The organism is Photobacterium carnosum, assembly GCF_002849605.1.
Taxonomy (GTDB): Bacteria; Pseudomonadota; Gammaproteobacteria; order Enterobacterales; family Vibrionaceae; genus Photobacterium; species Photobacterium carnosum.
In genome coordinates this window covers 20,305-46,143 of record NZ_NPIB01000019.1, presented here as the reverse complement: position 1 = coordinate 46,143, position 25,839 = coordinate 20,305, and the positions used below count along the sequence as shown (strand labels likewise).

Here is a 25,839-nt window from a genome sequence, read left to right as displayed (position 1 = left end):
CAACAAGGTTAATTATGCTGATAATTCCAGTCTTAATGTAACCCTCCAATATAAGCAGAGAGTGCACTAATTTCATCATTACTGAGCTTAGCTGCCGCCGAGCGCATCATGGCATTAAGATCGTTATTACGAGTTCCTGCACGGAATGCCTGTAGTTGTAATTGAATATATTCCGCATTCTGTCCTGAAATTTTAGGAAAACCCGATAAGCTGGTACCATTACCTCGTGGACCATGACAGGCAATACAAGCCGCAATGCCCCGCTCGGAATCACCAAAACGGTATAATGGCTCCGCAATCGCAATCACATTTTCAGGGGTGGTATTGCCAGAAATAGGCAGAGAGGAAAAATACGCACCAAGATCGGCCATATCGGTGGCTGATAATGCCGCAGCCATACCCGCCATAATCGCATTACTACGACCTAGAGCACCGCTACTGGTCACGGCTAATTTATAATCAGCAAGTTGTTTTGCTAAATAATCAGCATGTTGGCCTGCTAACTTAGGATATTGTCCTATTATTGCATTACCATCACTGCCATGACATGCAACACAAGTAGTGGCCTTTAATTTACCCGCATCGATATCACCTTGAGCAGCAACCGAATAACTTGCCATCAGAGTAAATATTAAAACTAATTTTTTCATGACATTCCATTTATAATTATAGAGCTTCCGTACCACAAGTAATGCTCAGTGACATGGTATACAATACGACCATAAACCAAACACGGTTTAATATATCTTAGACAATTTCACAAAAAAGCGCTTTTTTTACAACATCAGCGCTTGACGGAGTTAACAGTGAATCAACCTCTCAACTATAGAAATACCAGTTTTATCACAAGTGCACCGGACATTCGTCACTTGCCACAAGATGCCGGCGTTGAGATCGCATTTGCTGGTCGCTCCAATGCGGGTAAATCAAGTGCACTAAATCGCCTAACCGATCAGAAAGGTTTGGCTCGTACTTCTAAAACCCCTGGCCGTACGCAATTAATCAACATGTTTGAAATCATTAATGGTTGTAACTTAATTGACTTACCTGGCTATGGTTTTGCTCAAGTACCGCTTGAACTCAAACTAAAATGGCAAAAAGCATTAGGTGAATACCTACAACGCCGTGAATGTTTGCAAGGTTTAGTAGTACTGATGGATATTCGCCATCCAATGAAAGACCTTGATCAGCAAATGATTAATTGGGCAATTGAAAGTAGCTTGCCAGTATTAGTCCTATTGACTAAAGCAGACAAATTAAAAAGCGGTGCGCGTAAAGCACAAGTATTAAAAATCCGTGAAATGTCGAAAGAATTTGGCGGTAACGTTCAGGTTGAAGCTTTCTCTGCATTGAAAGGGATTGGCGTAGATCAAGTGCGTAGTAAACTTGATGAGTGGTATGCACCAGAATTAGAACGTCAACGTGTACTAGCCGCTGACGATAGTGAAGTTTTTAATCTGCCATCTGCAGAATAAAACCATCACGCAATGCAATAAATAACATCTAAAGCCCCATCATTATTGGTGGGGTTATTAATGACTAAAATCCCCATCCCCGATACTAAGGATCACCGCTTGCGGTGCATCATCTCAGAACACACCAGTCTTAATACTACTGCCGCTTCCCGATTAAATTCGGCTAACCCAATTGATGTCGATACATTATTTTAATCAAAAAACAAGTCAGCTAATTATTAATAATTTATGACTTTTATGAAATTAAATTACATCATAGCTTATTTAAAAAAACCAAAAAAAAAGCCATTCTCAATGCCGAGAATGGCTATTTCATGTCTTTATTTGCCCGCTAATCATTATGAACTAACCAACAAAATCAAATATGAACAAGAAGCTACAGCTATTATAGCCTGCCAATTTTAAATTTAAAGTATTTGCTCTAAAAAATACGGCAGCAAATAAAAACCAGCCACAAAAACAGCTCATAAAGCCAAAAACAAGTGACAACCATCATAAAAAAACAGCAACACAGCCACTTTTGTGTAAAAAACAAACACAAAAAAGCCAAGATCGGAATAAAATATAGAAAAGATAAAACAAAGAAATAATATTAGAGAGTTAGTATAACGCAGATAAATTTGATATTGGCGCCATAAAAAACGCCCCAGTCCAATAAATAGACTGGGGCAGCTGAATCAGCCAAATCCAATAACGTGAAACAAAAGGTCTGAAAGATAGAACATCTTACCTCTGTACCCTACGTCATCAACTGTATATCAATCGCTCAGTTTTTGGAAGTCTTTGTTGTAGTTTTTTTTCATAACATTGTAAGTAGTTTTTACATAATTGTTCTTATTTTTAACAAAAAAATAGCTAATCTTTCGATCAGCTATCATTTTATTATCAATACACAACAGTATTAATTAGTGGGCTTGATCCCAGTTATCACCACAACCAGTATCGGCAATTAATGGCACGGCTAACGTTGCCGCTTGCTCCATTAACTCTCGTACTTTAGCGGTAACACTGTCTAATACTGATGCTTCTACTTCAAACACCAATTCATCGTGTACTTGCATTAACAAACTAACTTGCCCTTGTGGTTGCTGTTGTACCCATTCATCAACGGCAATCATGGCAAATTTAATAATATCAGCAGCAGTACCTTGCATTGGAGCATTGATTGCTGCTCGTTCAGCCGCTTTGCGACGTAAACCATTACGCGCTTTAATATCAGGAAGATACAAACGACGACCAAATAAGGTTTCAACATAACCGAGTTCGGCAGCACTATTACGAGTACTTTCCATGTATTCTAAAACGCCAGGGTAACGTTCAAAATACACATTCATATAGTCTTGTGCTTCATTACGACCCATATCAAGTTGCTTGGCTAAACCAAATGCACTCATGCCGTAAATTAAACCAAAGTTAATGGCTTTCGCGCGTCGACGTTGTTCAGTACTCACTTCATCAATCGCTAACCCTAAAATTTCAGCGGCAGTTGCGGCGTGAATATCTTTACCCTCTCGGAATGCATCCAGCAGCGCTTGGTCACCCGAAAGGTGCGCCATAATACGCAATTCAATTTGAGAATAATCGACTGCCAGAATTTTATACCCAGCTTTAGCAACAAATGCTTGACGAATACGACGCCCTTCTTGATTACGAACTGGAATATTTTGTAGGTTAGGCTCACTTGATGATAGACGCCCAGTCACTGTTCCAGATTGATGATAAGAAGTATGAACACGGCCGGTTACTGCATTAACCATTCTAGGTAACTTATCAGTATAAGTGGATTTTAATTTCGCTAAGCCACGGTATTCTAATAATAATTTCGGTAATGGATAATCTAATGCCAGCTCTTGCAGTACTTCTTCATTCGTTGACGGTGTGCCTGAAGGGGTTTTTTTAAGAACCGGTAATCCCATTTTTTCAAATAGAATCGCTTGTAATTGCTTCGGTGAACTTAAATTGAATTCTTCACCCGCTAATTCATAAGCCAGTTTTTCTATTTCATCTAATCGCTGTGCTAATTCGATCGATTGCGCCCCTAACAAGGCAGAATCAATGTAAACACCGGTACGTTCCATACGAGATAAAACTGGCACTAACGGCATTTCAATCGTTTCAAATACTTTATTCAGCTTTTCATCAGCGGTAACTTTTGGATATAACGCATTATGGAGGCGCAGAGTAATATCAGCATCTTCAGCAGCATATGGCCCTGCCTGCTCAAGATCGATTTGATTAAAGGTTAATTGTTTCTTACCTTTACCCGCAATATCTTCAAAACTGATATTTTTATGCTCAAGATAACGTAATGCAAGGCTATCCATATCATGGCGACCTACCACACTGTTATAGATATAAGATTCAAGCATGGTATCAAATTTAATACCCAGCATATCAATGCCATAACGCGCAACAATACTGGTATCAAATTTTAAATTTTGACCCACTTTAGCTAAATTTTTATCTTCTAATAATGGTTTTAATTGTGATAAAACCCAATCACGATCAAGTTGTACTGGCGCATCAAGATAATCATGAGCAACAGGTACATAGGCAGCTTTGCCTTCTTCAACCGCAAATGAAACCCCAATTAAATTAGCGGTCATGTAATCAAGACCATCGGTCTCAGTATCAAACGCAAATACATCGGCATTTTTTAACTGAGTTAACCAATTGTTAAAACTTACTTCATCAAGGACGGTTTCATAGCCACTACGATCAATGGTTGGCGCAATGATTTTAGGTTCAGTTGGCGCAGTTGCTGCACTTTCATCAGCAACAATGCGGCCATCACTGCCATCTAACATTTCGGTTAGCCAGCGACGGAACTGTAATTTACCAAACAATTCAGTTAGTGCGTCAGTATCAGGTACACCTTTGCATAATTGTTCAGGGGCAAGTTCTAATTCAACATCAAGCTTGATCGTCGCTAGCTTATAAGACATATAAGCCACTTCTTTATTATCAATCAGCTTTTTAGCCATGGTTTTTGAGCCACGAAAGCCTAGCGCTGCAATATCATCAAGATTGGCATACAAAGTATCTAAGCCACCAAGACCTTGCAATAACGCTGTCGCCGTTTTTTCACCGACACCAGGAACGCCAGGAATATTATCAGCCTGATCCCCCATTAACGCTAAGTAATCGATAATCAACTCAGGACCAACACCAAACTTATCCACAACCCCTGCAGAATCCATGACTACATCTGTCATGGTATTGATCAAAGTAACATGTTGATCAACTAGTTGAGCCATATCTTTATCGCCAGTACTGATCAATACAGGCATCCCCTGCAGTGAAGCTTGAGTGGCTAGCGTACCGATCACATCATCCGCTTCAACCCCAGAGATCGCGATCAACGGTAATCCCATTGCCTTGATCACTGCATGTAATGGTTCAATCTGTCCGCGAAGATCCTCCGGCATCGGTGGACGGTTTGCTTTATATTCAGAGTATATGTCATTACGGAATGTCTTACCTTTAGCATCAAAGATAACCGCAATACGATCCGTCGAAAACTGACGTAACATACTGCGTAACATGTTAACCACACCATAAATTGCACCCGTTGGTTCACCATCAGAATTAGTGAAGTTAGGTGCGGCATGGTAAGCGCGATAAAGATAAGAGGATCCATCGATAAGGATCAATGGATTTTCAGGAATCGTAGCCATAAGGTTATTCTTATATCCGAGCGAAAGTAGTTCAGGTTAGGTCTATTATCGACCAAATTTACCCCTACACCACAGGAAAAATGCAATATTGACTAGAATGCCATGCCAAACCGCAACTGTTAACTGATGTTTTGTGTTATTCATCCATTTTCTGTGGATAACTTTGTTAGTATTTAATTTACGCCAGTTGATCATTTTTTATATAAAAATAAAATTTACTCATGATTGTATTTACTTTCATATACTTAATAATAAACTTCAATTTAGATCCTCGATCCCATATTGATCATTGATTGTGGACAACCTTAACTAGATAATCTTAATCAAGCCAATAATCACAACAATATAACTATATTTGATTAGTTAGGATGCCATTATGAAGAAAATTGCAGTAATTTTAAGCGGTTCAGGTGTATTTGATGGAACCGAAATCCATGAAGCAGTATTAGCGTTATTAGCCATAGAACAACAAGGGGCAAGTTGGTACTGTTTTGCTCCCAACATCGATCAATATCAGGTCATTAATCACCTCAATGGTGAAGTCAGTCATGAAATCCGTAATGTTTTAGTCGAATCAGCACGAATTGCACGCGGCAATATTTTTGATGTCGCCACCTTGAATATTAATGACTATGACGCCTTGTTAGTTCCCGGTGGATTTGGTGCCGCCAACAATTTATCTGATTTTGCACTCCATGGCAGTGCATGCCAGATCAACGAAGACGTTAAACAAGCCTGCCAAGCGTTTGCTCAAGCCAATAAACCTGCGGGTTATTTATGTATTGCACCAACCTTGATCCCGCAGATCTATGGTCCCGGCGCAAAAGCCACGATCGGTAATGATCCTGACACTGCTGCTGCATTTAATGCCATGGGAGGTGAGCATATTCAGTGCCCTGTTGATGATTTTGTGTTGGATCAGAAACGACGTCTATTAACCACACCAGCTTATATGTTGGCAACCAACATCAGTGAAGCAGCAACAGGGATCAATAAACTGGTACGAGAATTAATAAAATTAGCATAAGCGGCATAATAAAAATTAAACGCTTAAAAAAGAAAAAGCGACGCACTGTGTGATGCGTCGCTCAGCAGAAGTAGTAATCAGTTTTTAGCCCTACACTAAACACCATTACCAAGCTGAAGTACACTGGAAGCAATGTGAGCAATGTCGTGCCTCAAGCATCAGAAGAAGGGGGTTCTCTGTTGATTGAAAGCCTGTTAATAATAACTATTCTCAACTAGAATGCAATATCTAATTGAGATTAATTCCCACTTAGAGCCATTTTATAACCTACCTCAACAAAAAAGCATCATCTCTTATTTAATCACGCTTGCCGTGTCAGAAAGTGATGATTGTTTTAATGTGGTTAGCTTATTAATTAAATAGTTAAGTAACACCCCATACAAAGGTACAAACAAACCCAAACTAATAATTAATTTAAAGCTGTAATCCACCAGCGCTATTTCAGTCCAATTTTGTGCCATAAAAACGTCAGGGCTGTGATAAAACGCAATACTAAAAAAAGCAGTAGTATCAAGTGCATTACCAATAATGGTCGATGCTATTGGCGCAATCCACCATTGCCTCATTTGGCGTAGGCGATTAAACACCGACACATCCAATATTTGTCCCAATAGGTACGCCATAAAACTCGCGATCGCAATACGGGCAACAAAAAGATTGAATTGAGCCAAATGAGCAAAGCCTTGATATTGTCCTTGAAAGAATAGGACTGACAATACGTACGATACAATAAGAGCCGGAGCCATTACTCGCCAAATAATTTTGCGAGCCATTCCTGCACCAAAAATACGTACCGTCAGATCTGTTGCTAGAAAAATAAACGGAAAGGTAAATGCCCCCCAAGTGGTGTGATAACCAAAAATAGTAAACGGGAGTTGGACTAGATAATTACTTGAGGCGATCACTAATAAATGAAACGCGACCAAATATGATAAAGCCTTGTGCTGTTGAGCTGCCGAAAAAACAGTCGTTGTTACACTAGATGTTGTTGCGTTGGATTTGAATAAAGCAGTCATGAAAGACCTTTTTGTCATTGGGGGGAGGGAACCCAAACATTTTCATTGCCAGCTATAACCGCCAGCAACACCAGGGCGGCGATTATACAGCACAGCATTTATTTGCCTAGTAGTGAGACAATAACTGTTGAATAAAAATTAAAGACTCAATGTCATTTAAGGTCAATAACTCAAGCCACATCGATGCGGTGTAATATTCAGCTTTAAGTAATAACTGACAGCCTTCAAAATCAATTAGCCACTGTTGAAGGTCGGCACTTGGCTCTTGATCAATCAATGTCGCATCTAAACGCTGTAACAATACCTTAGCGACCACCGTAAAATTATCAAACTCAAACAAAGGTGGGGTGACCACTAATGTGCCTTGCTCAATATTTATTTCCGTTTGACTAAAATCATAATCCATTATTAGCTTCCATTAGTTATGTTCATCGACCGCCATTAAATGCTCCCCAATCAATTGCAGGAAGACCACTCCAAATTTTTCTAACTTGCGCTGCCCAACCCCATTTATCGCTAAAAATTCACCTTTTGAGCTTGGTAAGCGCTCTGCCATTTCCATTAAACTGGCATCATTAAAAACCACATACGGTGGAATATTTTCTTCATCGGCAATGGCTTTGCGTAGTTTACGTAACTTAGCAAATAATTTTTTGTCATACTGGCGATTAGCCATTCGATCCACTTTACTGCTGCGAGCAGCAGTATCAAGCCGAGGAACCGCTAATGATAACGCCATTTCCGCACGTAATAATGGGCGAGCTTGCTCAGTGAGTTGTAACACTGAATTACGGCTAATATTTTGGGTTAAGAATCCACGATGAATCAATTGGCGTAAAATACTGACCCAATATTCATGGCTATATTCACGCCCAATACCATAGGTGGTTAATTTATCATGGCCGTATTCACGAATACGTTGATTCTGCATTCCACGTAAAACATCAATAACATAAGTAAGACCAAAATTCTGATTCACGCGATATACACAGGATAAGGCTTTTTGAGCGGCTTCAACGGCATCAAATTGTTGCGGGGGATCAAGGCACACATCGCAGTTCCCACAAGGTTGACGTTGATCTTCACCAAAATAATGTAATAACACTTGGCGACGACAACTTTGAGCTTGAGCAAATGCGCCCATAGCATGCAGTTTATGCAATTCAACATCACGCTGTGCATCATGAGGTTTTTCATCAACACAACGGCGTAACCACGCTAAATCAGCTGGGTCATAAAGTAATAACGCTTCTGCGGGTAAACCATCTCGTCCAGCACGTCCGGTTTCTTGATAATAGGATTCAATATTACGTGGAATATCAAAATGAACCACAAACCGCACATTGGGTTTATTGATCCCCATTCCAAATGCCACCGTCGCGACGACCACATGAATATCATCCCGCTGAAAAGCCTCTTGAACAGCGCTGCGTTGTTGATACTCCATGCCAGCATGATACGCCGCCGCTCGAATACCACTTTCACACAATTTTTCGCTGATCTGTTCCACTTTCTTGCGGCTATTACAATAAATAATGCCGCACTGACCGCGCACCGTCGCCAAATAGCGGCTTAATTGCGTTAACGGTTTATGTTTTTCCCATAGGGTGTAGCGAATATTAGGTCGATCAAAACTGCCTAAATAACAATGAGGATCGGTTAATCCCAACCGACTAATAATGTCTTGTCGTGTTGCGTCATCAGCCGTCGCCGTTAACGCCATCACGGGCAACGGTGAAAATTGCTGTTTCAGTAGCCCTAATGCCGCATATTCTGGTCGAAAATCATGTCCCCATTGAGAAACACAGTGAGCCTCATCGACAGCAACCATCGCTAAATCAAGTTGCTGCAACCGTTCAATAAAATCACGCATTAGCACCCGTTCAGGCGAAGCATAAACTAACCGTAACTCGCCAGTTTGCATCGCATCAAACGTCGCTTGAATCTCTTCACGTGACATCGCTGAATGAATACAGCCAGCACTAACACCATTGGCATTTAATTGGTCGACTTGATCTTTCATTAGCGAAATTAACGGTGAGATAACCAATGTTAATCCTGACTGCATTAACGCTGGGATTTGATAACACAAAGATTTACCACCACCGGTTGGCATAATAACCAGACAATCTTTACCCGCCGTAATCGCATCAATCACGGCTTGTTGACCTTGCCTAAATTCTTGATAGCCAAATACATCCTGCAAAATTTCTTGGCTGGATAATAATGATGGCAACACGGACAAAGGAGCAACAGCTGACATGGTAAGACTCTTCGCTAAACAGGGCTGCCATTCTATACCTAAATCACCATTAGATGCGAATAAGCCCCCTATTGAACACCATATTCATTTGCTTTTTAAAAAAAGATAACTGCAATGATCATCATCGTTGTAACAACCTCGATTTCATTACACTAACCGTTATCAATCACCATTTCGGCATAAATCTCTATTTATTGTTTAATTTATCTTATTAAACTCAATATTTTTTATAAAAAAAACCACTGTTAGTTATTTACTATAATTTAACCAACTAATTAATAAGATAATAAAATTATTACTTATCAATAAACTTCATAATTCACTCTGGTTAGTTATTCAACAATCATTAAATTAACATTCATATTTAGCCGCAAAATACCGATGCAATTTGTGTTATTTATTAACTTAATATCATTGAAGCTACTCTAATTAATAAAAGTCACTATATAGCGCGAAAATCACAACCAATAATGCTTAAAAATAATGGGATATATGCCATTTTTCTGCCATCATTAATTACACTTAAGACAAACATACTATTCCCCACTGTTGTGTTATTGATAACAAGGATCTGTCATGCTAAAAATCACACCATCATGGTTACGTTTACTCACGATTGGTTGCTGTTCAGTCCCCTCTTTTACCGCAATCGCACAACAAATCAGTGATGCTATTGCACCTGAGACCAGTGTTTCTCACCAGCAATCTCAGTTAGTGAGCGGACAACAATGGATGATTGCTAGTGCCAATCATTATGCTAGTGAAGCGGGTGCGGCAATGTTACGTCAGGGAGGGAATGCTATTGATGCTATGGTCGCCACCCAATTAGTTTTAGGCTTGGTTGAACCGCAATCATCCGGCATTGGTGGCGGTGGCTTTTTAGTGTATTGGGATAGCGATAATCACCAAATGACGACCTTTGATGGGCGCGAAACAGCACCGTTTGCGGTAACACCACGCCTATTTCAGGATAAAAATGGGCAACCTTTAGCATTTTATGATGCCGTTGTCGGCGGCCGCTCTGTTGGTACACCCGGTACGATTAAATTATTGTGGAATAGCCACCAGCAATACGGGCAATTAGACTGGAAAAAACTGTTTCAACCTGCCATCAGACTGGCTAAAAATGGCTTTATTGTGAGCCCTCGTTTAGCCGCATTAGTCGCGAAAGATGCCACTCATTTACAACGCTGGCCTGTCACTAAAAATTATTTTTTTGATGCCCAAGGTCAGCCAATTCAAGCCGGCCAAAAATTAATTAATCAACCTTATGCCGATACCCTACGTAAAATTGCCGATTATGGTCAAAAAGCATTTTATCAAGGGGATATTGCACGAGAGATAGTTAATACCGTTCAAAATGCTATCGGTAATCCAGGGGTACTCAGCAGCATTGATTTAGCCAGTTATAAGGTTAAACAACGGGCTCCAATATGCGCCCCTTATCACCAATATCAAATTTGTGGCATGGGACCACCCAGCTCAGGCGCATTAACCCTCGGCCAAATTATGGGCATGCTTAGCCATTATCCTTTAGCGACAATGGGCGCTAATAATATTAATAGCTGGCGTTTAATTGGTGATGCATCTCGATTAGCGTTTGCTGATCGCGGCCGTTATATGGCAGACAGTGACTATGTACCGATGCCAACAAAAGGCCTACTTGATCCGGCTTACATTCATCAGCGGGCGCAATTATTAGCCACCAATAAAAAATTAATCAGCGTCGAAGCAGGATCGCCACCATGGGATTATGCCAATCTTCAAACGACTGATGAAGCCATCGAATTACCGTCTACTACCCATTTTGCGATTGTTGATCGCCAAGGTAACGTGGTCTCTATGACCTCAACCATTGAAAACAGTTTTGGTTCACGGTTAATGGTCGGTGGCTTCTTACTTAATAATGAATTAACCGATTTTTCATTTCGCAGCCACATTGATGGCAAACCCATTGCAAATCGAATTGAACCAGGAAAAAGACCGCGTTCATCAATGGCACCGACGATTGTCATGTACAATAATCAGCCCGTATTAGCGATTGGATCGCCTGGTGGCAGTCAAATTATTGGTTATATTGCCAAAACCTTAGTGGCTTACCTTGATTGGGGGATGGATTTACAGCAAGCCATTAACTTACCTAACATCAATAATCGCTTTGGTCCCTTTGAACTTGAGCAAAATACTTCAGCTACAGCGTGGGCACCTAAGTTTGAGCAATTAGGTTATAAAACCGCAGTCAAAGATCTTAACTCGGGTATTCAAGCGATCAGTATTGCGCCAAAGCAGTTAATTGGAGCAGCCGATCCGCGCCGCGAAGGTAAAGTCATCGCTCAATAAACACATAAAAAAGCCCGCCAATGATTAACCATAAAAGTCATCACTGGCGGGCTTATTTATTCAAAGGATATTATAGGGCGGTTAACTTAGCGTATTGGGTCACTAACCACTTAATACCCTCACCATTAAAGGCCACTTGCACACGGCTTTGCGCGCCACTGCCTTCAAAGTTAATGATCGTCCCTTCACCAAATTTAGGATGCTGTACTCGCTGCCCTAAACTAAAACCGGTTTCATTGAAGTTATTATTCACTTGGGTTTGGCTAAAACGGCCACTGCTCACAGGACGTGACACTTGTGCCTTCATTCGTACTTCCTCAACATATTGCTCAGGAATTTCACGAATAAAACGCGATGGCTTATGGAAATTATCTTTGCCATATAAACGTCGCATTTCTGCATAAGTGATATATAGCTTCTTCATTGCCCGTGTCATACCGACATAACACAAGCGACGCTCTTCTTCTAACCGATCGGCTTCTTCAAGAGTCCGTGAACTTGGGAACATTCCCTCTTCAACGCCAACCATAAACACCACGGGGAATTCTAAGCCTTTGGCACTGTGCATTGTCATTAATTGCACCGCATCTTCAAAGGCATCCGCTTGACCATCACCGGCTTCTAACGCCGCATGGGCTAAAAAGGCTGATAACGGGCTCATTTCTGCCGCTTCTTCTGGAATTTCAAACTGACGGGTTGCGGTCACTAATTCTTCTAAGTTTTCGATTCGCGCTTGGGCTTTTTCGCCTTTTTCTTGTTCATACATTGCCCGTAAACCAGAGTGACGAATAACATCATCCGTCTGTTGGTACATTGGCAATTCAGCGGTGTCATCTTCTAACGCATTAATCAATTCAATAAAACGCTGTAATGCATTTGCCGCACGTCCCGCCAGTACTTTCTCATCTAATAACATTAGACTTGATTGCCACATGGTTAAGCCACGATCGCGCGCAGTTAAGCGAATCGTTTCTAAGGTACGCTCACCTAAACCACGTGTTGGCGTATTGACGACGCGTTCAAATGAAGCATCATCATTACGATTACCCATAAGACGCAAATAAGCCAACGCATCTTTAATTTCTTGGCGCTCGAAGAAACGCATACCGCCATAAATACGATACGGCATTCCTGCCTGAATCAATGCTTCTTCTAATACTCGCGATTGGGCATTACTGCGGTATAAGAAGGCAGTATCACTAAGGCTTCCACCTTGTTCACGCCACTCTTTGATTTTACCTACAGCGAACCGTGCTTCATCGAGTTCATTAAAGGCAGAATACAAAGAAATCAGCTCGCCATCGCCATCTTCAGTCCACAAATTTTTACCCATACGGGCAGTATTATTAGCAATTAATTCATTAGCAGCATTAAGAATATTGGCCGTCGAACGGTAATTCTGCTCTAAAAATATCGATGATGCATTGCTGAAATCATTTAGAAAACGTTGAATATTTTCAACTTGTGCGCCACGCCAACCATAAATAGATTGGTCATCATCACCGACAATCATCACATGACAATCAGGACCCGCCATTAACCGTAGCCACGCAAATTGAATATTGTTGGTATCTTGAAACTCATCCACCAAAATATGTTTAAAACGCGCTTGGTAATGTTCACGAATATGTTTGTTATCACGTAATAACTCAAACGAACGCAATAATAATTCTGCAAAATCAACCAGACCCGCACGATCACACGCTTCTTGATAAGCGGTATAAATGCGTAACCATGTTTTTTCAACCGGATCGTTATAGGTTTCAACGTGCTGTGGACGTAAGCCTTCATCTTTCTTGGCATTGATATACCAAGCACCTTGACGGGCAGGCCAATGTTTTTCATCTAAATTCTGCGCTTTAATCAAACGGCGTAATAACCGCATCTGATCATCAGAATCTAAAATGTTAAAATCGTCAGGCAGACGTGCATCTAAATAATGCGCGCGAAGCATACGGTGACATAAGCCGTGGAAAGTACCATTCCACATGCCGGCACTTGAACCATGCATTAATTCATTAATACGCCCCCGCATTTCTGCCGCCGCTTTATTGGTAAACGTTACCGACATAATCGAGTATGGGGAAGCTTGTTCAACTGCCAACAACCAAGCAATACGATGCACGAGCACACGGGTTTTACCGCTGCCTGCTCCCGCCAATACTAAGTGATTACCCAACGGCGCAGCCACCGCCTCGCGTTGTTTATCATTGAGTCCATCTAATAGAAGTGAAACGTCCATCGCTATCTACTGGTTATTTATACAATGCTGGTGATTATACCAGCCCCAATAAAGATTGCTTCGGTATCTTTATTGCGATTTTCGCAAAATTCAGAAACACAAAAGCAACATATCAATTAAAATAATTAACATCTCAGTGTAATAAATTATGCAGTTGTCCTGTCTATTATTCTGAGAGCGTATTAACGCTATTAAAAAAACACCACATCACAGCAAACCAACACTTAATCATAATCAAGGAATTATCATGAAAAAGACCAATATTGCCTTAGCCTCAGTAATGACTGGATTAATTGCATTAGCGGGAACACTCGCGTCAACAGCAGCCGTTGCTGACGGAATGGACAAAAAAATGGCCAAAGAAAAATGTTATGGCGTTAGTAAAGCTGGCAAAAATGATTGCGCCACTAAAACCAGTTCTTGCGCAGGTTCAGCCAAAGAAGATGCTCAAAAAGATGCGTTTGTAGTTGTACCCAAAGGACTCTGTGATCGCCTCCATGGTGGTTCAACTAAGGAGGCGTAACTTAGTGAATTTTTCATCTCAGCAATCTATTGGGGTGGGCTTACGCTCGCCTCATATTATTGAAATAATCACTCAACGGCCACAACTTGGGTGGTTAGAAATTCATAGCGAAAATTATTTCAACCCCCATTCCTTAGCACGCCAACAACTACGTCAATTACAATCAAATTACCCCATTAGCTGTCATGGCATTGGGCTGTCATTAGGCTCGGACGATCCGCTTAATATTCAACATTTACAACAGCTCAAACAATTAATCACCGAAACAGAGCCATTTTTAATTTCAGATCACCTCAGTTGGAGTTCGGTTAATGGTCACTATTTTAATGACTTATTACCGCTGCCCTACACCGAAGAAGCCTTGAATAATTTTTGCGATAAAGTGATTCAAGTTCAAGACGTACTCCAACGGCAAATGTTAATTGAAAACCCATCGAGTTATTTGCAGTTTCAACACTCAACCATTCCTGAGTGGGAATTTTTAATGGCGGTACAACAACGAACGGACTGCGGGTTGTTATTAGATTTAAACAATATTCATGTCAGTAGTTTTAACCATGGTTTTGATTGCCAAACGTATTTAGCCGCGATCAATCCAGCTGTAGTACAAGAAATACACCTTGCTGGCTTTATTCGTAAACAGCTACCTCACGGTGAGATCTGGATTGATACGCATAGCCAACCTGTCAGTGATGAAGTATGGCAATTGTATCAACAGTGGATCCGTAATCATGGTAGCGAGACGCCAACCTTAATTGAATGGGATGCTGATATTCCCCCACTGGCAATCTTATTGGCTGAAGCAAATAAGGCTCAAGCAATTATCGAGAAGGAGTACGCCAATGCCACCATCAGCAACCACGCTTAATTTGCAGCAATTACAACATCAATTTGCGGCGGCATTGCATTATCAACCACATGATTTAGCCACTACCGTCGTCAATGATCATTTTAGTGCAGAGCAACGGCTACAACTGTACTGTAATAATTTTATTATTGGCTTAACCGACATTCTGGCAAGTGTCTATTCCACTGTGAGCGCCATGATTGGTGACGATTGTTTCAACCTCCTCGCGCGACAGCACATTCTTAATCATCCGCTACCACAAGGGGATGTCACCGTTTATGGCGCTCACTTTAACGATACCATCGCCGCTCAACCGACATTGGTTTCCACTCTGCCTTATTTGGTCGACTTGGCTCGGCTAGAATGGCAACGTGATTGTGTCAGCCGCTTAGCTTGTCACGCTGGCAACCTACCGTTAGCGAAATTACGTCAACTCGAACATCAAGCTAGTCACATTACTCCGCAGCAATATTATTTTCATATTCCAATCTCAACTGACACCTTTAGCAGCCAATATGCGGTGGTGTCACTGTGGGAAATCGTTAATCAAACCAATGATGACCACCAACAACAGCAATTAGCGACATTAAATATTAATCAACCGCAAACAGCCCTGATGCAACATTACCAATGGCAAATTTGGCAGCAACATGTCACGCCAGAATTAGTCACTTTAGTAACGGACTGTCAGCAGCAATGCCCAATTGCAGCCTTAACACCGACGCAATTAAATCTGCTACCACAGTTATTACACCACCACTTAATTGACGATATTCGTAAGGTGAATAATGATGCTTAAATTTATTCGCACCATCGACGTTTTTTTTCAGCAGCTCGTACAACCGCTACAACCACTATTATTACTTTTTTGCCGAGTATGGGTTGCCAGTGCGTTCTTTAAATCCGGACTGATTAAATATGGCAGTTGGGATAGCACGCTCTATTTGTTTGAGTACGAATATCAGGTACCAATCTTACCTTGGCAATGGGCCGCCTATACTGGAACCGCGACTGAATTAATCGTGCCGATTTTTTTAGTGCTCGGGCTATTTACACGGCCGATGGCAATATTATTATTTGGCTTTAATGTTATTGCAGTAGTGTCATACCCCGCGTTATGGGCGCAAGGATTTTATGATCACCAATTATGGGGAATGATGTTATTAGTTACCGTATTTTGGGGCGCAGGAAAACTCTCAGTCGATCACTGGATAAATCAGCATTATCGTAATAGCAATATAATACCGTAAACGGCTGAGCACCCAACAAGGCTAATCGCGATGGGTGCTAAATCGTGGACATTTACTCTGCGGTTAAGCCGACCAATGGTAATAATTCAGCAAGCGCACTAATTTCAATATCAGGTAAACAATTACCCGTTGTCGACGTTAATACTCGCTGCTGATCGTTATACCAACAAGCTTGTAAACCATGTAGTTTGGCGCCAAAAACATCCGTATGCAGATGATCACCCACGTGCAAAATTTGTTCAGCCGGAATATTTAAATGATCAATGGCACAGGTAAATAAATCCGCTTTCGGCTTGGCTAATCCATCACGTCCGGCTTGGTAAATGGCACTAAAATAATCGGCCAAACCAATCTTTTGCGGATCGACATTACCATTAGTGATCCCCACCAAGGGTAATTTCGCGCTCAGTAACGCTAACACGCGATGTGTTTCAGCGGGAACATCAACTTTATTGCGCTCAACCAATACTAACTCTAGCCCTTGGCGCGCAGCTAATTCAGCGTCTTTAAGTCGCCATCCTAACTGCATAAAGTTAATTTTTAACGCTTCATACCGCCATGCACTAACATCATGGATCAAACTAGAATCAACCGCGGCAAGTTGCTGCTTTAATCGCTGCCAATCATCACGCCTGATCACCATTGAAGCGGGTAATAGCTGAGCTAACCAGTCAAACATCGCTTGTTCTGCACGTACAATCACCGGATGGTTATCATATAGCGTGTCATCAAGATCAAACGTAAGGGCATTAATCTGGCCTAATTGACGATAAAATTGCATGGTTGTTCCTAAACGTGATAAAGCATTAACGGCGTTTGGCGCGAGGATGAGCAGCATCGTAAACTTTCGCTAAATGCTGAAAATCAAGATGGGTATAAATTTGAGTGGTGGTTAAATTCGCATGGCCCAATAATTCTTGTACTGCACGTAAATCACCACTGGATTCCAACATATGTGTCGCAAAACTATGGCGTAATTTATGCGGATTAATATGGCTTGATACGGCCTGCTTCTGGCCCCATTCAGCCATTCTTTTTTGAACATTGCGGTTTGAAATGCGATGTCCAAGTTTAGACACAAACAATCCTGTTTCATCGGCATGAGCAATATTGCCACGTAATTTAAGCCAATTAGCAACCCATTCACGAGCTAAACCTGCAAATGGCACAATCCGTTCTTTATCACCTTTACCAATGACCCGTAAATCGCCTTTGGTTAAACTAATATCACGCACATTCAAATTAACTAATTCAGATAGACGTAAGCCAGCGCCATACATCAATTCCATTATCGCCCGATCACGAATGGCTAATGGATCGTCATCCTTAACATCAAGTAATTGATTCATTTCATCAACATCAAGATTTTTAGGTAATGGTCGCGCTTTACGTGGTGCAGATACCCCTTTGGCGGGATTGGCGGGCAATATTTGTTGACGCACTAAATAATCAAAAAAACTACGTAATGCAGATAACCGCATCGCCAAACTACTGGCTTTAAGACCACTACGCATCCCTTTACTGGCAATTTGCCGTACCCAACCTGCATCGACTTGTTGCCAGTTTTCAACCCCAAGTTCTAACAATTGTTCGGCTATACAGGTTAATTGGCGTTTATAATTTTGCTGAGTATGAATGCTAAATTCACGCTCACTACGCAGATATTCATAAAAAAGCGCTAAAGGTTGTTCAAAACTTGGGGGAAGCGTAGTCACAGAAACCTCGGTCATTCGTGGCATTAATAATAATAACCACGATTAAATACTACTATTGAATAAATTGACCATCAAACACATGGGCAACAGGACCTGTCATAAATAACGGTTTGCCTTCACCCGCCCAGCGAATATATAAATTACCACCCGGTAAGCAGACTTTAACATTTTCATCGAGTAAGCCTTGGCTCTGACCAATCGCAACCGCTGCACAAGCACCACTACCACAAGCTTGAGTTTCACCTGCACCGCGCTCATACACCCGTAATTTAACCGTACCGCGATCAATCACTTCCATGAAACCAGCATTAACACGATCAGGAAAACGTTCGTGTGACTCAAGTAATGGTCCTAATGTTTCAACAGCCGCAGTGTCAACATCATCAACAATAGTGACACAATGTGGATTGCCCATACTAACCGCACCACAAAATAGTGTTTGCTCACCCACACGTAACAAATACGTTTTTTCTGCCTGCTTCGCTCGCATCGGAATTTTAGCAGGTTCAAAATTGGGCACACCCATATTGACCGTAACTTGGCCATCACTTTCGAGCTTTAACACCATTTTCCCCGCTTTAGTACTCACGGAAATATGATATTTATTAGTTAGTCCTTTCATTGAGACAAAGCGCGCAAAACAACGTGCACCATTACCGCATTGTTCAACTTCACTACCATCTGCATTAAAAATACGGTAGTGAAAATCCGTTTCAGGATCATACGGCGGCTCAACCACCAATAATTGGTCAAAACCAATACCACGATGACGATCGGCTAAACGGCGAATCGCATCGGGAGAAAAAAATACATTTTGCGTAACACAATCTACAACAACAAAATCATTGCCGAGCCCATGCATTTTGGAAAAGTTAATCTGCATGATGTTCCTTAATTATTAAGCTTCAGTTGCGACGACAATCATTCAACAAGATATTCATGCTGCCAAAGTTGCTCTAACGTTTCACGCGCACGCACTAAATGTACTTGTCGACCATCAACCATTACTTCAGCAACACGAGGACGAGAATTATAATTAGAGGCCATTACGAAACCATAAGCACCCGCAGACCTTACAGCAAGTAAGTCATTCGGTGCTAAACATAAATGGCGATCTTTACCAATAAAGTCACCTGTTTCACAAATAGGCCCCACTAAATCATAACACTGATGTTCACCCTGACGAGGGATCACAGGCACAATATCTTGCCATGCTGAATACAATGTCGGTCGAATCAAATCATTCATCGCCGCATCAATAATGGCAAAATTTTTATATTGAGTATGCTTTAAAAATTCAACTTTGGTCAGCAATACTCCAGCATTAGCAGCAATCGCACGCCCAGGCTCAAAAATTAATTCCAGCTCTGGATAAATGGCTAAACGAGACAATAAAGCGGTCGCATACTCAGCAGGTAATGGCGGTTGCTCATCGTTATACGTCACCCCTAAGCCACCACCGAGATCTAAATGTTTAATCTCAATCCCAACCGATTTCAATTCATCAACTAATGCTAACAAACGTTCAGTTGCATCAATAAAAGGTTTTACTTCCGTCAACTGTGAACCAATATGGCAATCCATTCCAACCACGTTAAGGTGCGGTAATTGCTGTGCTAATTGATATACTTCAAGCGCACGTTCACGCGCAATACCAAATTTATTATCGCGTAGCCCCGTTGAAATATAAGGGTGAGTATTGGCATCAACATCAGGGTTAATACGTAGTGAAATTGGGGCAATTTTCCCTAATTGACCCGCAACATAATTCAAGCGTTCTAATTCAGGCTCAGATTCAACATTAAAACATTTAATTCCCAGCTCAAGTGCGCGTTCCATTTCTGCTATTGTTTTACCTACACCAGAAAAAACCACTTTAGCCGGATCGCCACCAGCAGCTAATACGCGCTCTAACTCGCCCAAAGACACAATATCAAACCCTGAACCTAAACGTGCGAGGATATTCAACACCCCAAGGTTAGAGTTCGCTTTTACCGCATAACAAATCAAATGCGGGTGAGTGGCGACCGCTTGATCAAAAGCATGCCAATGACGTTCTAACGTTGCACGAGAGTAAACATAAAGCGGTGTGCCATATTGTGTCGCTAACTCGGCCAATGCGACGTCTTCCGCCCATAGTTGTCCATCTTGCTGGTAATTAAAGTAATCCAATGCTTTCATTCCCTGTCTTGTTGACTATTGAACTGCGACTAAATCATCATCGCAACAATATTATTGTGGTTGATGTTGTTGTGGTGCATCTTTTGGCATGTACAGTGGGCCACTTTGACCACAGCCAGTTAAAATTAACGATCCTAAGACCAAAATTGCTAATAAACCTTTGTGCATAATTCAAAGCCAGTGATAATCATTTCAATGACCTCTATAATCGCACCAAGAATAAGAAATGCAATAGGACGTAATAGTATGAATGATACTGAATTTCACCAACTGGCTGATCTGGCACTGATGCAAATCGAAGAAGGCATTGATGAATCAGGTGTAGATATTGAACCTGAAACTACAGGTAACGTACTAACATTAGAATTTGCCAACCGTAGCCAAATTGTCATTAATCGCCAAGAACCATTACATGAACTATGGTTAGCTTCAAAATCAGGTGGTTACCATTTTAAATACACCGGTAATGAGTGGCGTTGTACCCGTAGCGATAAAGAATTATTTGCGCTACTTAAACAAGAGTGCAGCATACATGCAGGTGAGACTGTCGCTTGGTAATGCGTTTTTCTCTAATAACTGCCATAAAAAAAGCCTTCAATAATAATGAAGGCTTTTTTTAAAATACATCATTATCAATATCGTTAATTTAAGCGAATACCATTATTTGTTGATTCACTATTATCTTGACGACGAGGAACTTGACCACTCTTAAACGGCAATACTTGTAACTCACCTTTATCATTATGAGCAATATTGTAAAACTGCGGCAAATTAAAATTGATAAAATTAGCACTGTAACTAAAACGATCTTGTGATGAAGTATAGAAACGATTCACACCATGGACCATTTCATCTTTATTACCATTACACTGACGATACACTTCCATTTGATTGGTTTCATCTAGAATATAGATATTGAAACCTTGGTCACAATCTTCAAAAAAGAATTGAATCAAACCTTCACTGGCATAAGCATCAACAATTTCAGGCGGATGTGGTTCATCGGTTTTACCCATCACTACTTTCGGAATATCACTGACTTTATTTGATGAAATACAGCTATAAAAATCGACTGAATTTTCAAGTCGCTGCACTGAAACGCCACGACGTTCAAAGAATAAACCATACGTTTCATCAGCCATATGTACGGCTTTAAAACGACGGCGCTTTTCCTCTTCAACGGGTTTTAAGCGCATTTCAATACACTCAGCCACCAATTGATAAACCACATTACGAATTAAACCACGCATATGTTTGCTATAACAGAACACATCAATCGCTTCTGGAGGAATAGCATCGTGGTGCATTTTACCTAACATGGTTTTTAAAGCATCCAACATCGCATTTTTGCCACTGAAGTTTAGCGTTCGTACTTCATTCCACGAATTACGGTAAACCAAATCCACACTACCCACTAAGCATTTTTGCTCAGGGCCATAACTGAATATATCGGTGGTTTTAAAATCAAACCGTACTGAGCGATTTTTAAGCTCTGTGGTTGGATCGTTTTCTAAATTAACAAACAAACCTAATTGGCGAATCTCACACGGGCTTGATAATGCTTGTAGACCAGGGTGTGGACGACGAATTGGAAAGGTATTACGAATATCACTGACCAACTGATATAACTTATCCAAATCCATATCAGCATTACGTGCCACCGTATGCAAATGGGTCGATTCTGTTAGCAAACCATTAAAATAACTCCACGCAACTAATTTAGATAAGTAGCGGTTATGCTCTAATGATGGTTGACCTAAAATATATTTCGCCTCTATCGGCTGCTTATATAAATACCAACCTGCAGTATTAGTTCGCCCCTCAGGTACCTGAATAAAGCTTAAATCAGGTTCATGTAAATCTGGCGATATTTGCGGATTTAATAACGTTACCTTACCTGGCAATACCTCAAACGCAGCATATAATTTACGCGCAAGAATACTGATATCTTCAGGACTAATAGCTGAAGTAATATCATTACGACGAGCAAAGCGAATAAGATTTCGATAACTAAGCATCAACGCATCAAGCAGCTCATTATGGGCCTGCTTAACCAGAGAGACCTTCCAATTACGGCGATTATCAAGTGCTGCGACAACATCCGTTGACCATTGCCATTGCTCAGTTAAATGTTGCAACGCCTGTCGACGCCACACTACCGAACCAGATGCGGGCTTGCGAGTTAATTTCTCATGGGTTTTAAGATAAAAACAACGACGCACCAAATCGAGACGACGATGATCATCAATGCGTTCTAAATAACGGGTTACTTTTTCAAGCATTAAATAGTAAGCATCCATACAGTATTCACTGCGATCTTCAGCAAAGAAACGACGCTTACCATCAAGGCTTAATAATTGTGTATGCGGGTATTCCCATGAATAAGCTTCAAGCAAAATAGCTTTTAATACCGATTTATACGGAGAATCGATACTTTTATATAACTGCCACAAACTGGAACCAAAATATTCTTCGGCAGGAATACGCATCAAGCCACCAAAATCAATCCATTGGTCGCGCTGAATATGCCCTTTCGCAACCAGATCATCGATATATTGGTCATAGCACTCTTCCATCTCTGGCGGCACCATAAACCATAATAGCGGTAATCCAGCCAAACACACGGCTGAACGATAAAATTCATCTAACAATAATAAATGCTGACTTGAGCCACAGTTTTCACCGGTCATGGCTTCAGAAAAATTTTCACGGAAACGGTTTTCGTCGATCAAAAAGAAGTTAGCTTCAACCCCTTGTTCCATCGCCCATTGAGAAACCAAGCTACATTTATTATCGAGAATTTCTCGGCTTTGACAGTTTAATGAAGTGGGGATGCACACCCAAATATCGAGATCGCTGGTGAGACTTTGTCCCATAGAAGAAGTACTACCCATGGCGTAAAGGCCAGTAATTGGGCAGTCGGTATCAGCAACCAAGATCGGGTCAATCGGCATTTTTGCTGTACGCGCACAATTATTAACAAATTGCTGTTGCACGTCAGTCACGACAAAATGCGCAATTCCCTGCGGCACTTGTTGATCAAGATACCCGGGCAAGGCTGGGTGGTTATAATGTAATAAGACAGGTAACAGATCAAAAATCTGTACCGACAGCTCACTCATTGCTAAACGCGCTCGTTCAATACGAAGCTCAGTCAATGAATCCAGTCTACCTTTTAGCGTCTTGATATAATTTTGCAAATTACTCTTCCAAGAGCTAGCAGTATTAGTGCGGCCCGCAGTTTTGCCATTAATAGCGTAAATTTTATTCGAAATGAGAAAAAAACGTGATCAATGTATCATTTTTAATGCCGACGGTAAAGATAATGCCAAGCATGCCCAATAACAACTGCCTATGATTCATCCATAATCGTCAGACCCTACATCGTCGTAATAACTAACAATCAACAATATTGTTGTAATAAGAAATCAATCAACGGCTTATTGCGATAAATATCACATTTTTTAGGAATATTAGCTACACAATAACGCTTGGAATCAGGAACCGCAATACACGAATTATCATCCATGCTTAGGTAGTGGTACGATACTAAGCAGAAAAAATAATAACCTAGGTTAACGGACCCTATTTACTATGATAACAACTCAACCGATTCGCATTGCTACACGCAAAAGCCCATTAGCTATGTGGCAAGCAGAATTTGTCAAAGCTGAACTTGAACAAGCTCATCCAGGTCTCGTTGTTGAGCTCTTACCTATGGTAACAAAAGGCGATATTATTTTAGATACGCCTTTAGCAAAAGTGGGCGGAAAAGGCCTCTTTGTTAAAGAACTCGAAATCGCAATGCTTGAAGGTCGCGCAGATATTGCGGTGCACTCAATGAAAGACGTGCCCGTTGAATTTCCTGAAGGACTTGGCTTAGTCACAATTTGTGAACGTGACGATCCACGCGATGCGTTTGTTTCTAATAAGTACGACTCAATCGATGATTTGCCTCAAGGTGCAATTGTCGGCACATCAAGCTTACGTCGTCAGTGCCAATTACGATCTCAACGTCCCGATCTGATCGTTAATGACCTTCGAGGCAATGTGAATACCCGTCTACGTAAGCTCGATGAAGGCCAATATGATGCCATCATTTTAGCAGCGGCGGGCCTAAAACGCCTTAAAATGAATGACCGTATTCGCTGTGAAATTGCCCCAGAAACTAGCCTACCCGCAGTGGGTCAAGGTGCTGTTGGCATTGAATGTCGTTTGGATGATCAACACGTACGTCAATTGCTAACACCGCTTAATCACCAACCAACAGCGACGCGTGTTCTGTGTGAGCGTGCGATGAATAATCGCCTTCAAGGTGGTTGCCAAGTGCCGATTGGTAGCTATTCAGAACTGCAGGGCGATATGATTTGGTTACGTGCGTTAGTGGGTGAACCTGATGGCAGTATCATTGTTCGCGCTGAAATTAGTGGCCCAATTGCGAATGCTGAACAGTTAGGTGAAACCTTAGCGGATGAATTATTAGCCAAGGGCGCTAAAGAGATCCTTGACCGTTTATACGGTAACGCCTAATGACCGTGCTGATCACCCGTCCTGCACCAGAATGCGATCAATTAGTCGCACGACTTAATCAAGTGGCGATCAGCGCTATTGCTCAACCTTTACTCGAGGTGAAGCAAGGCAAATATATAAATAAATTAATAGAACAAATTCAACAACTGCAACAGGGTGATTATGTCATTGCAGTTAGTTATCATGCAGTACGTTTTGCAGCTGATTACTTGATTTCACAAGGTGCAGAATGGCCAAAAAACATGCATTATATAGCCGTTGGCGATAAGACAGCAGCTGCTTTAGCACATGCCTGTCAACAACCAGTGAGTTTACCTAAAGGTAGTCATGATAGCGAAGCACTATTAGCCCTACCTGAACTGGCTAATATTCACCAACGTAGAGTATTAATCTTACGAGGTAATGGTGGACGCGAATTAATCTATCAAGCATTAACCGCTCGCCAAGCTCAAGTCAGCTATTGTGAAACTTATCAACGATGCTGGCTTGCTCTCGATGCAACACGATTAGTCCAACAATGGCAACAACAGCAAATTCACGCTCTAGTTGTCACAAGCAATGAACAATTAATATACTTAACGGGATTGATCCCAATTGAGGATTTGACTTGGCTTTATAATTGCCATCTTTTCGTACCAAGTCAACGAATCGCAGACCAAGCATCGACACTTGGCTACAGACATATTTCCACCGTGGGAAGCGCCGCTAATCAGGCCTTATTCACGTTCCTAAAAAGCAACGTAAGCTAACGGA

Annotated in this window: 24 protein-coding genes; 11 read left to right on the top strand and 13 right to left on the bottom strand. The window is 41.2% G+C overall.

The window, feature by feature from the left end; all coding sequences use genetic code 11:
* Positions 1-32 precede the first annotated feature (32 nt).
* Complete coding sequence (locus tag CIK00_RS14555) at positions 33-650, bottom strand: c-type cytochrome (RefSeq protein WP_101769551.1); 618 nt, start codon at positions 648-650, stop codon at positions 33-35.
* A gap of 156 nt (positions 651-806) precedes the next feature.
* Here CIK00_RS14555 and yihA point away from each other — a divergent pair, with 156 nt between their 5' ends.
* Both yihA and CIK00_RS21630 read left to right on the top strand, forming a co-directional pair.
* Complete coding sequence (yihA, locus tag CIK00_RS14550; RefSeq protein ID WP_101769550.1) at positions 807-1,475, top strand: ribosome biogenesis GTP-binding protein YihA/YsxC; 669 nt, start codon at positions 807-809, stop codon at positions 1,473-1,475.
* Between the two features lie 60 nt (positions 1,476-1,535).
* Positions 1,536-1,670 (top strand): hypothetical protein, encoded by a 135-nt coding sequence (locus CIK00_RS21630; RefSeq protein ID WP_267893089.1) that lies wholly within the window; start codon positions 1,536-1,538, stop codon positions 1,668-1,670.
* Between the two features lie 482 nt (positions 1,671-2,152).
* Here the strand turns inward: CIK00_RS21630 and CIK00_RS21760 are convergent, their stop codons facing one another.
* A complete protein-coding gene (locus CIK00_RS21760) occupies positions 2,153-2,200 on the bottom strand; it encodes a hypothetical protein (protein WP_438616993.1) in 48 nt (15 codons plus the stop codon).
* A gap of 180 nt (positions 2,201-2,380) precedes the next feature.
* Complete coding sequence (polA, locus tag CIK00_RS14545) at positions 2,381-5,152, bottom strand: DNA polymerase I (protein WP_101769549.1); 2,772 nt, start codon at positions 5,150-5,152, stop codon at positions 2,381-2,383.
* A 376-nt stretch (positions 5,153-5,528) separates the two neighbouring features.
* On the opposite strand from polA, the gene elbB reads away from it, so the two are divergent.
* Positions 5,529-6,179, top strand: a complete 651-nt coding sequence (elbB, locus tag CIK00_RS14540; protein ID WP_101769548.1) for an isoprenoid biosynthesis glyoxalase ElbB — start codon at positions 5,529-5,531, stop codon at positions 6,177-6,179.
* A gap of 293 nt (positions 6,180-6,472) precedes the next feature.
* Here the strand turns inward: elbB and CIK00_RS14535 are convergent, their stop codons facing one another.
* The 3 genes from CIK00_RS14535 to recQ all read right to left on the bottom strand — a co-directional run bounded on the left by CIK00_RS14535 (position 6,473) and on the right by recQ (position 9,458).
* Positions 6,473-7,195 (bottom strand): 7-cyano-7-deazaguanine/7-aminomethyl-7-deazaguanine transporter, encoded by a 723-nt coding sequence (locus tag CIK00_RS14535; protein ID WP_101769547.1) that lies wholly within the window; start codon positions 7,193-7,195, stop codon positions 6,473-6,475.
* A gap of 106 nt (positions 7,196-7,301) precedes the next feature.
* Positions 7,302-7,601 carry a DUF3630 family protein gene (locus CIK00_RS14530; protein ID WP_101769546.1) on the bottom strand — a complete coding sequence of 100 codons (300 nt, stop codon included), beginning with the start codon at positions 7,599-7,601 and terminating at the stop codon, positions 7,302-7,304.
* Between the two features lie 12 nt (positions 7,602-7,613).
* Positions 7,614-9,458, bottom strand: a complete 1,845-nt coding sequence (recQ, locus tag CIK00_RS14525; RefSeq protein ID WP_101769545.1) for an ATP-dependent DNA helicase RecQ — start codon at positions 9,456-9,458, stop codon at positions 7,614-7,616.
* A gap of 576 nt (positions 9,459-10,034) precedes the next feature.
* Here recQ and ggt point away from each other — a divergent pair.
* The gene (ggt, locus tag CIK00_RS14520) at positions 10,035-11,798 is read left to right on the top strand and encodes a gamma-glutamyltransferase (protein WP_101769544.1); all 1,764 of its coding nucleotides are present in this window, start codon (positions 10,035-10,037) and stop codon (positions 11,796-11,798) included.
* A gap of 70 nt (positions 11,799-11,868) precedes the next feature.
* On the opposite strand, the gene uvrD is transcribed toward ggt, so the two are convergent.
* Positions 11,869-14,040: a DNA helicase II gene (gene uvrD, locus CIK00_RS14515; protein WP_101769543.1), complete on the bottom strand. Its 2,172-nt coding sequence runs from the start codon at positions 14,038-14,040 to the stop codon at positions 11,869-11,871.
* Positions 14,041-14,287: 247 nt separating this feature from the next.
* On the opposite strand from uvrD, the gene CIK00_RS14510 reads away from it, so the two are divergent.
* From CIK00_RS14510 to CIK00_RS14495, 4 genes are read left to right on the top strand one after another with little or no spacing between them, the layout of a single operon-like run.
* Entirely contained in the window at positions 14,288-14,563 is a 276-nt protein-coding gene (locus CIK00_RS14510) for a BufA1 family periplasmic bufferin-type metallophore (RefSeq protein ID WP_101769542.1), read from the top strand.
* A gap of 4 nt (positions 14,564-14,567) precedes the next feature.
* Positions 14,568-15,431 carry an MNIO family bufferin maturase gene (gene bufB / locus CIK00_RS14505; protein WP_373322876.1) on the top strand — a complete coding sequence of 288 codons (864 nt, stop codon included), beginning with the start codon at positions 14,568-14,570 and terminating at the stop codon, positions 15,429-15,431.
* The gene (locus tag CIK00_RS14500; RefSeq protein WP_167388567.1) at positions 15,406-16,209 is read left to right on the top strand and encodes an HvfC/BufC N-terminal domain-containing protein; all 804 of its coding nucleotides are present in this window, start codon (positions 15,406-15,408) and stop codon (positions 16,207-16,209) included. Before bufB ends, CIK00_RS14500 begins: the two co-directional genes overlap by 26 nt.
* Positions 16,202-16,660: a DoxX family protein gene (locus CIK00_RS14495; RefSeq protein ID WP_101769539.1), complete on the top strand. Its 459-nt coding sequence runs from the start codon at positions 16,202-16,204 to the stop codon at positions 16,658-16,660. Before CIK00_RS14500 ends, CIK00_RS14495 begins: the two co-directional genes overlap by 8 nt.
* A gap of 52 nt (positions 16,661-16,712) precedes the next feature.
* Here the strand turns inward: CIK00_RS14495 and yigB are convergent, their stop codons facing one another.
* From yigB to lptM, 5 genes are read right to left on the bottom strand one after another with little or no spacing between them, the layout of a single operon-like run.
* Positions 16,713-17,441, bottom strand: coding sequence for a 5-amino-6-(5-phospho-D-ribitylamino)uracil phosphatase YigB (gene yigB / locus CIK00_RS14490; protein ID WP_101769538.1), 729 nt, complete (start codon positions 17,439-17,441; stop codon positions 16,713-16,715).
* Between the two features lie 25 nt (positions 17,442-17,466).
* On the bottom strand, positions 17,467-18,390 hold the full coding sequence (xerC, locus tag CIK00_RS14485) for a tyrosine recombinase XerC (RefSeq protein WP_101769590.1): 924 nt from the start codon (positions 18,388-18,390) through the stop codon (positions 17,467-17,469).
* A 37-nt stretch (positions 18,391-18,427) separates the two neighbouring features.
* Complete coding sequence (gene dapF / locus CIK00_RS14480; protein WP_101769537.1) at positions 18,428-19,258, bottom strand: diaminopimelate epimerase; 831 nt, start codon at positions 19,256-19,258, stop codon at positions 18,428-18,430.
* Between the two features lie 38 nt (positions 19,259-19,296).
* Positions 19,297-20,547, bottom strand: a complete 1,251-nt coding sequence (gene lysA, locus CIK00_RS14475) for a diaminopimelate decarboxylase (protein WP_101769589.1) — start codon at positions 20,545-20,547, stop codon at positions 19,297-19,299.
* A 60-nt stretch (positions 20,548-20,607) separates the two neighbouring features.
* The gene (lptM, locus tag CIK00_RS14470) at positions 20,608-20,724 is read right to left on the bottom strand and encodes an LPS translocon maturation chaperone LptM (RefSeq protein WP_080175487.1); all 117 of its coding nucleotides are present in this window, start codon (positions 20,722-20,724) and stop codon (positions 20,608-20,610) included.
* Positions 20,725-20,802: 78 nt separating this feature from the next.
* Between lptM and cyaY the strand changes: the two genes are divergently transcribed.
* Positions 20,803-21,114 carry an iron donor protein CyaY gene (gene cyaY / locus CIK00_RS14465; protein WP_101769536.1) on the top strand — a complete coding sequence of 104 codons (312 nt, stop codon included), beginning with the start codon at positions 20,803-20,805 and terminating at the stop codon, positions 21,112-21,114.
* Between the two features lie 83 nt (positions 21,115-21,197).
* On the opposite strand, the gene CIK00_RS14460 is transcribed toward cyaY, so the two are convergent.
* On the bottom strand, positions 21,198-23,756 hold the full coding sequence (locus CIK00_RS14460; RefSeq protein ID WP_101769535.1) for a class I adenylate cyclase: 2,559 nt from the start codon (positions 23,754-23,756) through the stop codon (positions 21,198-21,200).
* Between the two features lie 394 nt (positions 23,757-24,150).
* On the opposite strand from CIK00_RS14460, the gene hemC reads away from it, so the two are divergent.
* On the top strand, positions 24,151-25,086 hold the full coding sequence (gene hemC / locus CIK00_RS14455; protein ID WP_101769534.1) for a hydroxymethylbilane synthase: 936 nt from the start codon (positions 24,151-24,153) through the stop codon (positions 25,084-25,086).
* Positions 25,086-25,835: a uroporphyrinogen-III synthase gene (locus CIK00_RS14450; protein ID WP_101769533.1), complete on the top strand. Its 750-nt coding sequence runs from the start codon at positions 25,086-25,088 to the stop codon at positions 25,833-25,835. The genes hemC and CIK00_RS14450 overlap by 1 nt, the downstream gene beginning before the upstream one ends.
* Positions 25,836-25,839: the final 4 nt, after the last annotated feature.

What these genes read in the sequence shown, in the direction of transcription:
- lptM (WP_080175487.1), bottom strand. Translation starts at nt 20,724, where the DNA reads ATGCACAAAGGTTTATTAGCAATTTTGGTCTTAGGATCGTTAATTTTA.
- hemC (WP_101769534.1), top strand. Translation starts at nt 24,151, where the DNA reads ATGATAACAACTCAACCGATTCGCATTGCTACACGCAAAAGCCCATTA.
- cyaY (WP_101769536.1), top strand. Translation starts at nt 20,803, where the DNA reads ATGAATGATACTGAATTTCACCAACTGGCTGATCTGGCACTGATGCAA.
- CIK00_RS14555 (WP_101769551.1), bottom strand. Translation starts at nt 650, where the DNA reads ATGAAAAAATTAGTTTTAATATTTACTCTGATGGCAAGTTATTCGGTT.
- polA (WP_101769549.1), bottom strand. Translation starts at nt 5,152, where the DNA reads ATGGCTACGATTCCTGAAAATCCATTGATCCTTATCGATGGATCCTCT.
- recQ (WP_101769545.1), bottom strand. Translation starts at nt 9,458, where the DNA reads ATGTCAGCTGTTGCTCCTTTGTCCGTGTTGCCATCATTATTATCCAGC.
- uvrD (WP_101769543.1), bottom strand. Translation starts at nt 14,040, where the DNA reads ATGGACGTTTCACTTCTATTAGATGGACTCAATGATAAACAACGCGAG.
- CIK00_RS21630 (WP_267893089.1), top strand. Translation starts at nt 1,536, where the DNA reads ATGACTAAAATCCCCATCCCCGATACTAAGGATCACCGCTTGCGGTGC.
- ggt (WP_101769544.1), top strand. Translation starts at nt 10,035, where the DNA reads ATGCTAAAAATCACACCATCATGGTTACGTTTACTCACGATTGGTTGC.
- dapF (WP_101769537.1), bottom strand. Translation starts at nt 19,258, where the DNA reads ATGCAGATTAACTTTTCCAAAATGCATGGGCTCGGCAATGATTTTGTT.
- CIK00_RS14510 (WP_101769542.1), top strand. Translation starts at nt 14,288, where the DNA reads ATGAAAAAGACCAATATTGCCTTAGCCTCAGTAATGACTGGATTAATT.
- CIK00_RS14535 (WP_101769547.1), bottom strand. Translation starts at nt 7,195, where the DNA reads ATGACTGCTTTATTCAAATCCAACGCAACAACATCTAGTGTAACAACG.
- CIK00_RS14495 (WP_101769539.1), top strand. Translation starts at nt 16,202, where the DNA reads ATGCTTAAATTTATTCGCACCATCGACGTTTTTTTTCAGCAGCTCGTA.
- yigB (WP_101769538.1), bottom strand. Translation starts at nt 17,441, where the DNA reads ATGCAATTTTATCGTCAATTAGGCCAGATTAATGCCCTTACGTTTGAT.
- CIK00_RS14500 (WP_167388567.1), top strand. Translation starts at nt 15,406, where the DNA reads ATGCCACCATCAGCAACCACGCTTAATTTGCAGCAATTACAACATCAA.
- xerC (WP_101769590.1), bottom strand. Translation starts at nt 18,390, where the DNA reads ATGACCGAGGTTTCTGTGACTACGCTTCCCCCAAGTTTTGAACAACCT.
- CIK00_RS14450 (WP_101769533.1), top strand. Translation starts at nt 25,086, where the DNA reads ATGACCGTGCTGATCACCCGTCCTGCACCAGAATGCGATCAATTAGTC.
- elbB (WP_101769548.1), top strand. Translation starts at nt 5,529, where the DNA reads ATGAAGAAAATTGCAGTAATTTTAAGCGGTTCAGGTGTATTTGATGGA.
- CIK00_RS14530 (WP_101769546.1), bottom strand. Translation starts at nt 7,601, where the DNA reads ATGGATTATGATTTTAGTCAAACGGAAATAAATATTGAGCAAGGCACA.